This window comes from Acinetobacter sp. KH_038 (assembly GCF_057839405.1).
Map to the genome: position 1 here is coordinate 1,679,376 of NZ_CM174489.1, position 13,443 is coordinate 1,692,818.

Sequence of the window (13,443 nt, forward strand, 5' to 3'; positions counted from 1 at the left end):
TTATCCAAGCTTATCAATTCAGAGCCTAGTCTAGAGGAAAATGCCTCAATTCCACATCCTGAACTTGAGGCAAATTGTCAAAATCATAGCGATCAGTTGTGCTTGGCTATTTAAAGGCTCACTTTCTCTCAAGAAACCTGTTCCAGTTGACTCACGGCAGTCGGTACCTCAGAAACCAGATTTTCAAATGCAAAGATTTCTTCCAGCTGCTCTGCATTTAACAAACCCAGTTCCATTACCACTTGTGGCACGGTTTTATTTTCCCGCATACACTGTTTGCCAATTTCATCACATGTGGCATGTCCCAGAATCGGCTCCAGCAAAGTCACAATCCCGACACTACGCATCACCGAACTTAAACAGATTTCTTCATTGGCCTGAATCCCTGCGATACATTTCTGGTTCAGGGTTTGCATACCCTGGGTAAGAAGTTGAATCGATTCATTCATGCTGAGCGCAATTACGGGCTCCATGACATTCAGCTGTAACTGTCCTGCTTCCGCAGCCATGGTAATGGTCAAGTCATTGCCGATCACCCGAAATGCAATCTGGTTGACCACTTCCGGAATTACCGGATTAATTTTTGCCGGCATGATGGATGAGCCGGCCTGTAATTCCGGCAAGCGAATTTCAGCCAATCCGGTACGCGGTCCTGAACTGAGTAAACGCAAGTCATTACAAATTTTGGACAGTTTTACCGCCAGTCGTTTTAAACTGCTCGACAAGATAATAAAGACCCCACAATCACTGGTGGCCTCGACATAATCTTCTGCACCTTTTAAATGCAGTCCTGTGAGTTGGGCCAGCGTTTCTACAACGCGCTTGGCATAACCCGGCGGCGTGTTTACCCCAGTCCCGATCGCGGTAGCACCCAAGTTAACTTCCAGCAATAACTGGCGCATCTGCTCAATCAGTTTTAAATCTTCTTTTAATAAAGTCGCAAAAGCTCGAAATTCCTGTTCCATGGTCATAGGTACTGCATCTTGCAACTGGGTACGACCCATCTTGATCACATACTGAAATTCAGCCGCCTTAGTATATAAACAGTCAATCAATGCTTTGAGTACGGCCAATAAGTCATTCAGACTGCTATAAGTTGACAAACGCAAAGCCGTCGGATAAACATCATTGGTCGATTGCGAAGTATTGACGTGATCATTTGGATGCAGGATGTGATACTCACCTTTATGGTGACCTAAAATCTCTAAGGCAATATTGGCAATGACTTCATTGGCATTCATATTGATTGATGTTCCGGCACCCCCCTGATAAGGATCGAGCGGAAATGCAGCTTGCCAGTTTTCAGGATGCTGAATCAATTGATCACAGGCTTTTTGAATGGCCTCACTGGTCTGCTCGGATATTTTTTGAAAATGCAGGTTGGTTTTGGCAGAGGCTTTTTTAACTTGCGCCAATGCACGAATAAAATGTAATTGTTGACCGACGGCCAGTCCTGAAATCTGAAAATTTTCGATGGCACGTAAAGTGTGAATCCCGTAATAACTCTGTAGAGGAATCTTTTTTTCCCCCAATAAATCCCGTTCAATGCGGGTTGGTTCGATTTGCAACATATTGTCCACTAAAAATACTCTTGGCGATGCACCGTATTTGGCGTGATCTCAATATGAACAAACAAATACAGAGCGAATAGGAAGACTTTAACCTAGATTTGCTACGATTTATTACCAATACAGCAAAGCTGTGAGTTTTGTAAGATTGTGTAAATAAAAAGCTAAAACTCACATATTCCAATCCGTTAGCCTGAATTTTAGCTTTTTGGCTCAATCTGGCGCTTTATTATTCTTTGCCAAGTCCTTAATCTTTTGTTTATTTCTTTATAAACAATTCTTAACTTACAATAAACACACATAAAAGCTGTGTAATTGTTACAGAGTGTAATTTTTAAATCATGATTGAATCACTGCCTTGTGATCTCAGTACAAAAATTCATCTGGAATGATGATGTCCATATTTACAGGATGCCCTGCCTATGACTTATTTAAATCCAACCCTGATTACTTTCATGTTTTATATTGTCGCCATGATTGCAATCGGTTTATATGCTTACCGTGCAACCTCCAACTTTGACGAATATATTTTAGGTGGACGCAGTCTGGGCAGTATGGTAACCGCCCTTTCTGCCGGTGCATCGGACATGAGTGGCTGGCTGCTGATGGGCCTGCCCGGCGCGATTTACCTGTCTGGCCTGTCTGAAGCCTGGATTGCAATCGGTCTGATTATCGGCGCATGGTTAAACTGGTTACTGGTCGCGGGACGTTTGCGGGCGCATACCGAATACCAGAACAATGCCCTGACCCTGCCAGATTATTTCACCAGTCGTTTTTCTGACCGCAAACGCATTTTACGGGTTTTGTCTGCCTTGGTGATTCTGGTGTTCTTTGCGATTTATTGTGCTTCCGGCATGGTCGCAGGTGCACGTCTGTTTGAAAGCCTGTTCGGCTGGGATTACACCACAGCGCTTGTGATCGGTGCGATGGCAACAATTTTATATGTGTGTATTGGCGGCTTTTTGGCAATCAGCTGGACGGATACGTTTCAGGCTGGCTTGATGATTTTCGCGTTATTGCTGACCCCGATCATCACTTTCCTGGCCTTGGGCGACAATAGCCAGCACGTCAGTGTCATTCTTGAATCTGCACGTCCGCATGCATCGAGCATGCTTGAAGGCTTAAGCCTAGTAGCCATTATTTCCAGTATGGCCTGGGGCCTGGGTTATTTTGGTCAACCCCATATTCTGGTGCGCTTCATGGCTGCCGATTCCGTCAAAACCATTCCGGCTGCCCGCCGTATTGGCATGACCTGGATGATTCTGTGTCTGGGCGGTGCCGTAGCAGCCGGTTATATCGGGATTGCCTACTTTGCTACCAATCCGGAACTGGCTTCGGTGGTGAACCAGAACCCTGAAACCGTGTTTATGGAACTGACTAAAATCCTGTTTAATCCGTGGATTGCCGGGATCGTACTTGCAGCCATTCTGGCCGCGATTATGAGTACCTTGAGCTGTCAGCTTCTGGTCTGCTCAACCACCCTGACGGAAGATTTATACAAGAGCTTCCTGCGCAAAAACGCTTCTCAAAAAGAGTTGATCTGGGTTGGCCGCGCCATGGTTTTAGTAATTGCCCTGATTGCCATTTCACTGGCAATCAATCCGAACAGTAAAGTATTGGGATTGGTGGCTTATGCCTGGGCTGGTTTTGGTGCTGCCTTTGGTCCACTGATTATCTTGTCGTTGTTCTGGAAGCGCATGACTCTCAACGGCGCGATTGTCGGCATGCTGGTCGGTGCGGTAACCGTGATTATCTGGAAAAACTATATGGGTGATACCGGTCTGTACGAGATTATTCCCGGTTTTATTCTGGCTACCCTGAGTATCGTAATCGTAAGCTTACTGGATAAAGCACCAAGTGATGATGTGGTACACCGTTTCGAAATGGCCAAAGCTGAATATCAAAAAGAAATGGCTGAAATGAAGAAATAATCTGTTGAACCATCATCAAAAAAGGGACTTTAGGGTCCCTTTTTTGTTTTTAGATGAGCATTTGATGTGCTGCAAATTACTTGGCTTTTCCGGGCATTTTCAGATTGATCTGCTGACTTTCCTTAATTACTTCCATCACCGGATAACTGCGCGTCTCCTTGATTCCAGGCAATTGCCACAAGATCTGACCGGAAATTTTGCGAAATTCATCCATATTGGCACAGCGGATCTTTACCACAAAATCGAAACCACCACTGATCATATGGCATTCGATAATTTCCGGAATTTGTCGTACTGCATGGGAAAATTCTTCTAAAACATTCGGCGTGGTTTTATCAAGTAAAATTTCCACAAAAACCACAAAGGCGTTATTGAGCAGGCCTGGATTCAGGCGGGCTTCATAACCCAGAATATAACCTTCCTTAGTCAGTTTTTGTACACGCGCAAGTGCCGCGGTCGGTGACAAATTCACCAGTTCAGCCAGTTTTATATTGGATAATTTGGCATCAGATTGTAATAAACTCAGGATACGGATATCTATACGGTCTAGGCTCAAAGAAGGACGCTGCATTAGAATTATTCTCTAAAAAATATAAAAACTATAGTGAGATATTCGTCAAATATTCTGTGATTATAGATTAAAACTCGTTAGCCCCGCTAGATCTGATTGCAGCAGTACAGGATGTCACTATGCCGACCACACTAAGCCCAACCTATGGTTCAGATGCCATGAAGCAGCCAAATTACATCACTGAATTTGAAGACAAAAATAAATACGAACAACGCATCAATACTGCATGGCGCCGTGCAGAGACCGAATGTGTCGAAGAACTTTTGCAGCATAGTGAAATTTCCTCCGAACTCAGCGACAAGATTCAGGCGCTCGCCTTTGATCTGGCACATTCACTGCGTGAACGTAAAAGCTCAGGCGGCAAGGCCGGCATCGTACAAGGATTATTGCAGGAATTTTCTTTATCCTCCCAGGAAGGCATTGCTCTGATGTGTCTGGCCGAAGCCTTGCTGCGGATTCCGGACAAAGCCACGCGTGACCTGTTGATCCGCGACAAGATCAATCAGGGCAACTGGAAAGAACATCTCGGCCAAAGCCAGCTGATGTTTGTCAATGCCGCAGCTTGGGGCTTGATGCTGACCGGCAAACTGATGGAAACCCCACAGCAAAAAAGCCTGTCCAGTCTGTTAACCGGAATTTTGGCGCGCAGTGGTCGCGGGATTATTCGCAAAGCCGTCGATGTTGCCATGCGCATGATGGGCGAGCAGTTTGTCACAGGTGAAACCATCGATGAAGCACTAAAAAATGCAGAACGTCTGGAAGAAAAAGGCTTTCGCTATTCTTATGACATGCTTGGTGAAGCAGCACTGACCGACCCGGATGCGGAACGCTATTATCAGGATTACCAGAATGCCATTCACGCCATTGGTCAGGCCTCGCAGGATAAGGATGTTTATGATGGTCCCGGTATTTCCATCAAACTCTCGGCCCTGCACCCACGTTATCAGCGCGCGCAGATGGATCGGGTACAGGATGAATTGTACGGGAAAATGCTTAAACTTGCGGTCTTAGCGAAACAGTACAATATCGGTTTAAACATCGATGCCGAAGAAACAGATCGCCTGGAAATTTCCTTGCAACTGCTTGAACGCCTGTGTTTTGAGCCACAACTACAGGACTGGAAAGGCATAGGCTTTGTGATTCAGGCCTATCAAAAGCGCTGTTTCTATGTGGTGGATTATATTGTTGATCTGGCCAAACGCAGCCAAAAACGCCTGATGATTCGTCTGGTCAAAGGTGCTTATTGGGACAGCGAGATCAAGAAAGCGCAAATTGATGGTATGTCAGATTATCCGGTGTTTACCCGCAAAGTACACACCGATCTGTCTTATATTGCCTGTGCGCGTAAATTGCTGGCTGAACCGGACTATATCTATCCGCAATTTGCCACCCATAATGCGCAAACGGTGGCCACGATTTATCAACTGGCACAACCTGAGCAATATTATCCCGGTCAATATGAATTCCAGTGTCTGCATGGCATGGGTGAACCACTGTATGAAAATGTGGTGGGCGACAAGTCAGCGAATAAGCTCGGTGTGCCATGCCGCATTTATGCCCCGGTCGGCAATCATGAAACCTTGCTGGCTTATCTGGTACGCCGTTTACTGGAAAATGGCGCGAATACGTCTTTCGTCAACCGGATTGCCGACAAAACTTTAAAAATTGAAGATCTGATTGAAAATCCGCAGCAAACGATTTTAAAAGCAGCACAACAGGAAGTCGTGATCGGTGCCAAACATCCGCATATTCCTTATCCGCAAGATCTGTATGGCACACGTATTAATTCATCGGGTCTGGATCTGGCCAATGATGCAGAGCTGGGCGCCTTAAATGAAGTCGCTGCCAGTCTGACCCATACACAATTCCAGGCAGCAGCCATGGGAACGGCGTTTACAGTGAGCGATAGCAGCAATGCAGTGCAGATTATTAATCCGGCACAACATCAGGATGTAGTCGGTACAGTCTATGAAGCGACTCAGGAACAGGCTGAAATTGCCTTGACCCAGGCCGTCAATGCACAAGCTTTCTGGGCCAATCTGCCGAAAAATGAGCGCGCAGCCTGCCTGAATAAAGCCGCGGATCTGATGGAACAGCGCTTGCTTAGACTCATGGTGATTCTGTCCCGTGAAGCTGGCAAAACCTATGCCAATGCCATTGCCGAAGTCCGGGAAGCGGTAGACTTCTTGCGCTACTATGCCGGCCAGATGCTGGATTTAGCTAAAAATACACAGATTCAACCTTTGGGCACTGTGCTGTGTATCAGTCCATGGAATTTCCCACTGGCAATTTTTACCGGCCAGATTTCAGCAGCGCTGGTTGCGGGCAATACCGTGATTGCCAAACCGGCAGAACAGACCCCGCTGATTGCTGCACAAGCGGTGCAGATTTTATGGGAAGCGGGCATTCCGCAAGATGTCTTACAGCTTTTGCCGGGTCGAGGTGAAACAATCGGTGCGCAATTAAGTGCGGATTCACGCATTCAAGGCATCATGTTTACCGGCTCGACTGAAGTGGCACATATTCTGCAAAAAACCGTAGCAGAACGGCTAAACCAGTTTGGCGAAAGTGTGACCCTGATTGCTGAAACCGGCGGTCAAAATGCCATGATTGTCGATTCATCTGCCTTAACTGAGCAGGTGGTGCTTGATGTCGTCAATTCTGCCTATGACAGTGCCGGTCAGCGCTGTTCTGCCCTGCGTGTCCTTTGTGTGCAAGAGGATAATCTGGAGGCGGTTCGCAACATGCTCAAAGGTGCCATGCAACAATTGAGAGTCGGCAATCCGGTCTTATTAAAAACCGATATTGGCCCGGTGATTGATGCAGAAGCCCAGCAAAATATTCAGAAGCATATTCATCAGATGCGCAGCAAAGGTCACAAAGTCCATCAACTGATGTTTAACCAAGATCAGACTGAATTAACCCAAGGCACCTTTATTCCGCCGACATTGATTGAACTTCCAAACCTGAATGATCTGGAGCGTGAAGTGTTTGGCCCGGTGCTGCATCTGATCAGCTATAAATATGGCGAACTGGAACAGTTATTAGACCAGATCAACAGCAAGGGCTATGGTCTGACCATGGGCTTACACACTCGTATTGATGAAACCATGCAAACTGTAATTTCACGAGCAGAAGTAGGCAACCTGTATATCAACCGCAATATTGTCGGTGCAGTTGTGGGTGTACAGCCATTTGGTGGTGAAGGTCTGTCCGGCACTGGCCCTAAAGCTGGTGGGCCGCTCTATATTTACCGTCTAATGCATCAGGTTTCCGAAAAGAAACTGGCACAGCCTTATGCTATGCAGTCTGATCAAGCCCCTATTGAAAATAAAGCTGTACAGGAATTTAAGGCCTGGGTTTCTAAAAATTTCCCTACAATCCCCTTAAAAGTGCCTGGCCAGATTGCGACTGGTCAAAGCTTTAGCTTGCAAGGTCCGACCGGTGAAGAAAACCAGTACATGATCTTGCCACGTAAAAGTGTGCTGTCTTTGGCACATACCCCCCAAGATCAGATTCAGCAAATTCTGGCCATTCTATCGGTTGGCAGTCGCCCTGCGGTATTGGCTGAAAATGCCTTTGTGCTGAAATACCTGCAGACGATGCCAAAATCTGTGGCAGCACAATTCAAAGTCATTCAGGATATTGAAAAGGATGAATTTGAGGCGGTACTGCATCATGGCGATGCTGAGGAACTGATTGATGTACAGAAACGTATTGCAGCTCGCAAAGGTCCGATTGTGGGAATTACCCATCTCAGCCCGGGCAATAATGATATTGCGCTAGAGCGATTGGTGATTGAACGCGCCATCAGCATCAATACCGCAGCAGCGGGCGGAAATGCCAGTCTGATGACGATGAGTAATCTCTAGATTAGTCGAATCGTCCTGGCATTTTTCTGTTAATGATTTCCTCTTTACGGCCAAATTTTTCTCCTCAGAGGGTTTGGTCTTTTTTATGCAGTTTTTAAAGCCGCTCAACCACAATAGGCTTAGGCAGATCAGCAATTATTTGCTACCATTTGCGCTTTAAAATATTTGCGACGTCTTACTGCATATGACTTCATCTTATCAGCAACAACTGGATGCCAAAATTGAACGCATCAGCGCTCAGTTTGCCGAATATCAACCACCTGCCCTCGAAGTATTCCAGTCTCCTGAAAAATATTTCCGCATGCGTGCTGAATTTCGGATCTGGCATACTGATGATGACATGTTCTATGCCATGTTTGAACGCAATGAAGATCAGCAGAAAAAAGTCATCCGTATTGATGAATTTCCGATTGCAGATCTGAATATCAATCAGTTGATGCCTAAACTACTACAAGCGCTTAAAGCCGATCCAGTATTATCGACACGCCTGTTTGAAGTACATTTTCTGGCGACCTTGAGTGGTCAGGTGCTGGTTTCACTGATTTATCATCGCAAACTGGATGAAAGCTGGGAACCGGCAGCCAAGGTGCTGGCAGAACAGTTAAATATCAAGTTAATCGGCCGCAGCCGTGGCCAGAAATTCGTCCTGTCTGATGAATATGTGGTAGAAGAACTGTCGGTTTTTGATCGTAGCTACAAATATAAACAGATTGAAAGCAGCTTTACCCAGCCAAATGCTCAAGTCTGCCAAAAAATGCTGGAATGGGCATGTGATGCAGCAGAACAATCAGACAAAGATTTGCTGGAATTGTACTGTGGTAATGGCAACTTCACCCTGCCACTTGCCACCAAGTTCCGCCGTGTCCTGGCAACCGAGTTGGCCAAATCTTCAGTCTATGCGGCTGAGTGGAATATTGAGCAGAATCAGATCGAGAATATTCAGGTCGCGCGCCTGTCTGCAGAAGAGTTCACTCAGGCTTATAATGGTGAGCGTGTGTTCCGTCGTTTGCAGGAAGCCAATATCGATCTTTCTACTTATGACTTTGATACAGTCTTTGTCGATCCGCCTCGTGCCGGTATTGATGATGAGACCTTAAAACTGCTACAGCGCTTCCAACGTATCATCTACATTTCTTGCAATCCGGATACATTGCATGACAATCTGAAACAGTTATCGCAAACCCATAAAATCAGCAAATTCGCCATGTTTGATCAGTTCCCGTATACGCACCATGTAGAAACAGGTGTATTGCTGGAAAAAGTATAAAGAATTTGTTTCAATTTATTTTCTTGTTACAATAAGGGAGTTTTTCGAAGCTCCTTTTTTTATCTTTTAAATTAGCCACTTAATATTAAATTATCATTTGTACAGCTAGAAATATCGTTAGAACTTCCAGCTTCAATCGGAAATTTTAAAGCTTAACTGCTGCTTTTATCACATAGGTCCTATTGCTTTATTTATTTAATTGGCTATATTTCACTCTATGTTAGGTTGTTGTATGAAGGCTCTATGAGTTTTTGGCAAAAGTTGTTTTCTGTTGAACAACACAATGAACACAAGAATCAAATTGCTTGTGTTGAAAATGATTGCTCTTGCAAGACAAATGAACAGCTTCTTGAAGCATTGTCTAAAGCGACTGATGAAGAGATCATTATCGGAATCAAAAAGGTTCTTGTATCACGCGGCTACAGCCGTAAAGAACTGAATGAACTTCAGCACTTGCCGTTGCAGTAATCGGCCAAGGTCTAGCCTGATCAATAAAAAAAGCACTTGCCTCGTCAAGTGCTTTTTTTATGCCGGTACCTTAATGGATTTAAAATTTATGGATTTGAAATTTAAAGCACCTTGCTCATTCAATTTTAGCGCTAGCACTCAACATCCTGATAAGCTCTGGAATTGAAGCTGGTTAAAATCTGCGGTCAATTTTCGGTTATCGAAGTCGCTCAGCACTTCTATATAAGCTTAGGCTATTTATAGCGATAATAAGCAGATTCCATACTGGCTCGCCCTTTCTGGCTGAACCCATCACATTTGACTCAATTGCCTATGGTTTAACAGTTTAAACGCCAGCAAAGCGTCGATTAATTTGCTAAAACGCAGTACACTTCTTATTGAAGTACACTGGTTTTTAAATGGCTCAATCCTGATATGCAACAGACTAAACGGCTTTCCATAGGTGCACACCTCATGGTTAAACATTTCGGTTATACCCATCATGGGATATATGCTGGACGCGGTCGTGTCATTCATTATTCTGGCTTTGCACATTTATTTAAGAAACGCCCCATTGAAATCACTTCAATTGAAAAGTTCAGTCATGGCAAAGCAATTCATGTGCAACAGTATGACTCGGCAAAATACAAAGGCCGTAAAGTCGTACGCCGCATGCGCTCCAGAATGCATGAAAATAACTATCATCTGATTATCAATAATTGCGAGCATCTGTGTACCTGGGCGATTACCGGTGTGGAAAGTAGCCCGCAGGTGATTTACATGATGAATCGTCTGACCACGATTGGTTATATAAGCTCGATGATGAGTTTTATGAACAGTATGTTCCTGACCCTGACCACCACCAGTTTTGCCTTGGCCTTGTACATCAAGAAAAAATTAAGAGATAAAGCCAAGCAGCGCTACCTGCAATATTGTGAATTGCAGGATCAGGCTAAAAGTAAAGTATCAGACCTGAGTAACCTTAAACATCGCTAATTTAAAGCCCGGTATAAGGATAATTTGCTCTTATTCGGACAGCTTGGAGCTGTGTTTAAATTTCAATGCTGTAAACACGAAATCAGGTTAAATAGCCTTTTTTGGCTTGAATGGCCTCAGGCGGCACTTTACCTAAAGAGCTTAAGGTTTCCCGTTCTACCAGTCGTACCATTGAATCAAGTGGCAGATCATTGTCCTGTAGCCCAAAAGGCTCTTCTAGTTCAGCACTGAGCTCATCCAGTCCGAGCAGCATATAAGCAATCAGCCCGACCAGAATCGGTGTCCAGAGCCCCAGATTGGCCTGCAAACTAAACGGCAAGATAAAACAGAAAGAATAAACTGCTCGATGTAACAGTACTGAATAAGAAAATGGCAATGGCGTTGACAAAATCCGGTCACATCCGGCCTGAATATCCCCCAAGGCCACAGTATGCTGGTTCAGATTGTTATAGATAATATCGCTGATGTTGCCCTGCCAATATTGTTGCACCAAATCCTTTTGCATCTGTTCCAGCACCCATTGAGCAGGATTGATGTGCGCAGGCAATTGATCGAATGCCGTCTTTTCAAAATGCGTGCTTGTTTGATAATGCTGAATACTTTGTACCTGCTGTCTGAGCCGGTCACGCAACAGATGGGTAAACAGCATCATGCGATATAACAGGATCTCACGGGTCTGATCATGCAGTACATGGCTGTCCCGGCATAAGTGACGTGTGGTGGCGATCAATGCACCCCAGAGCTTGCGTCCTTCCCACCAGCGCTCATAACATGCCGTATTTCTAAAGCTCAGGAAGATTGAGAGGATGACACCAAATATGGTAAAACCAATTGCAGGCACCGCAGGAAGACTGACTAAATGTGCCTGGCTCAAATAGACCAGCAGACCGGAAATAAACACCACCAGGACCAAAGCCGGCAACACCTTAGGCAATATTGTGCCCTGCCAGGCAAACAACAAACCGATACTATTATTCTTGTTACGCACAATCATGGCATTTTCCCTGCTGTATTGAAAAAGCCCAACCGGAGTTGGGCTTTTAATCTGCTGATTTAAACCTGATTATTTTCCTGGTTTAAAGCTGTCTTTCAGATCTAGAATCCGGTTAAATACTGGCTTCTCGCTGTTATGATCATATTGATCAGCAACGAAATAACCTTCACGTTCAAACTGGAAGCGATGTTCCGGTTGAGCTTGCGCTAAAGCTGGCTCAATCACAGCTTGAACCACTTTTAATGATTCAGGGTTCAGGTTGGCCAGGAAGTCATCACCCACTTCAGGGTCAGATTCAGTGAACAAACGGTCATAAATACGCACTTCAGCAGGCACACCTTTGCTCGCAGATACCCAATGCACCACACCCTTGACCTTACGGCCTTCCGGGTTTTTACCTAGAGTTTCAGGATCAATCGAACATTTCAGTTCAACCACTTCACCATGTTCATCTTTAATGACTTCATCGCACTTAATCACATAAGCATGACGTAAACGTACTTCACCGCCCGGAATCAGACGTTTAAAGCCTTTTGGTGGCTCTTCTTCGAAGTCTTTACGGTCAATATACAGTTCGGTCGTTAAAGGAATCACGCGTTCGCCCATGTCCACATTTGGATGACGTGAATGGGTCAGATCCATATCGGCTGGCAAGTTGGTTAAAGTCACTTTCAGTGGGTTTAATACCGCCATACCGCGCGCTGCAGTATTTTCCAGAGATTGGCGAATGCAATATTCCAGCATGGCCACATCGACAATACTGCCATCAACCTTCGATACACCTACACGCTGACAGAAATCACGCAAGCCTTCAGGCGTAAAACCACGGCGACGCATCCCGACCACGGTTGGCATACGTGGATCATCCCAACCATTGACATATCCACCTTCAACCAGCTTACGCAATTTGCGTTTTGAGGTGATGGTATAATCTACATTCAAACGGCTCGATTCATACTGACGTGGGACAGCTGGTGACTGCACTTTTGCCACCACCCAGTCATAGAACGGACGGTGATCCTGGAATTCCAGGGTACAAAGTGAATGGGTAATGCCTTCAATCGCATCAGACAATGGATGAGCATAATCATACATTGGATAAATTTTCCAGGTATCCCCGGTCTGATGATGTGCTGAATGCAAGATACGGTACAAGATTGGATCACGCATATGCACGTTTGGAGAGGTCATATCAATTTTAGCGCGTAAAACCGCCTGACCTTCAGCATACTCACCGCTGCGCATTTTCTCAAAACGTTCCAGGTTTTCTGCAACCGTTGCATCACGTTGTGGCGAGTTCTTGCCCGGCTCGACAAAGTTACCGCGGTTTAAACGGATTTCTTCAGGGGTTTGCAGATCCACATAAGCATCGCCCTGTTCAATCAGCTGAACCGCCCATGTATAAAGTTGATCGAAATAGCTGGATGCGTAGCGCGGCTCACCATTCCAGTTAAAGCCCAACCATTTCACGTCATTGGCAATACCATCGACATATTCCTGCTCTTCAGCATCCGGATTGGTATCGTCAAAACGAAGATTACATACACCGTTAAATTCTTCAGCGATCCCAAAGTTCAAGCAAATTGCTTTCACATGGCCAATATGTAAATAACCATTTGGCTCAGGCGGAAAACGCGTGACCACCTGTTGGGTGCGACCAGCAGCTAAATCATCCGTAATGACCTGACGTACAAAGTCCAAGCCTGGTTGTTGTTCTTGCTGCTGCACTGAATCGACTGCATTGTTCTTTTGGGTCGGGTTCTCGGGCAGAGATGTAACAACATCATTTGGCTTCAT

9 protein-coding genes are annotated in these 13,443 nt (G+C 45.2%); 5 read left to right on the top strand and 4 right to left on the bottom strand.

The window, feature by feature from the left end; genetic code table 11:
• Nucleotides 1-128: 128 nt before the first annotated feature.
• Complete coding sequence (locus tag AC3IT7_RS07885; protein ID WP_489248060.1) at nucleotides 129-1,571, bottom strand: aspartate ammonia-lyase; 1,443 nt, start codon at nucleotides 1,569-1,571, stop codon at nucleotides 129-131.
• Between the two features lie 419 nt (nucleotides 1,572-1,990).
• Between AC3IT7_RS07885 and putP the strand changes: the two genes are divergently transcribed.
• Entirely contained in the window at nucleotides 1,991-3,499 is a 1,509-nt protein-coding gene (putP, locus tag AC3IT7_RS07890) for a sodium/proline symporter PutP (protein WP_489248061.1), read from the top strand.
• A 76-nt stretch (nucleotides 3,500-3,575) separates the two neighbouring features.
• Here putP and AC3IT7_RS07895 read toward each other — a convergent pair whose 3' ends face one another.
• Complete coding sequence (locus AC3IT7_RS07895; RefSeq protein ID WP_475654936.1) at nucleotides 3,576-4,070, bottom strand: Lrp/AsnC ligand binding domain-containing protein; 495 nt, start codon at nucleotides 4,068-4,070, stop codon at nucleotides 3,576-3,578.
• Nucleotides 4,071-4,189: 119 nt separating this feature from the next.
• On the opposite strand from AC3IT7_RS07895, the gene putA reads away from it, so the two are divergent.
• From putA to AC3IT7_RS07915, 4 genes are all read left to right on the top strand, one after another.
• Nucleotides 4,190-7,942, top strand: coding sequence for a trifunctional transcriptional regulator/proline dehydrogenase/L-glutamate gamma-semialdehyde dehydrogenase (gene putA / locus AC3IT7_RS07900; protein ID WP_489248062.1), 3,753 nt, complete (start codon nucleotides 4,190-4,192; stop codon nucleotides 7,940-7,942).
• Between the two features lie 184 nt (nucleotides 7,943-8,126).
• Nucleotides 8,127-9,209, top strand: a complete 1,083-nt coding sequence (gene trmA, locus AC3IT7_RS07905; protein ID WP_489248063.1) for a tRNA (uridine(54)-C5)-methyltransferase TrmA — start codon at nucleotides 8,127-8,129, stop codon at nucleotides 9,207-9,209.
• 243 nt (nucleotides 9,210-9,452) lie between these two features.
• The gene (locus AC3IT7_RS07910) at nucleotides 9,453-9,677 is read left to right on the top strand and encodes a hypothetical protein (RefSeq protein WP_475654939.1); all 225 of its coding nucleotides are present in this window, start codon (nucleotides 9,453-9,455) and stop codon (nucleotides 9,675-9,677) included.
• Between the two features lie 414 nt (nucleotides 9,678-10,091).
• The gene (locus AC3IT7_RS07915; RefSeq protein ID WP_475654940.1) at nucleotides 10,092-10,652 is read left to right on the top strand and encodes a lecithin retinol acyltransferase family protein; all 561 of its coding nucleotides are present in this window, start codon (nucleotides 10,092-10,094) and stop codon (nucleotides 10,650-10,652) included.
• 82 nt (nucleotides 10,653-10,734) lie between these two features.
• Here the strand turns inward: AC3IT7_RS07915 and AC3IT7_RS07920 are convergent, their stop codons facing one another.
• Together AC3IT7_RS07920 and AC3IT7_RS07925 are read right to left on the bottom strand one after the other, a co-directional pair.
• Entirely contained in the window at nucleotides 10,735-11,646 is a 912-nt protein-coding gene (locus tag AC3IT7_RS07920; RefSeq protein ID WP_489248064.1) for a bestrophin family protein, read from the bottom strand.
• A 69-nt stretch (nucleotides 11,647-11,715) separates the two neighbouring features.
• Complete coding sequence (locus tag AC3IT7_RS07925) at nucleotides 11,716-13,443, bottom strand: glutamine--tRNA ligase/YqeY domain fusion protein (protein WP_489248065.1); 1,728 nt, start codon at nucleotides 13,441-13,443, stop codon at nucleotides 11,716-11,718.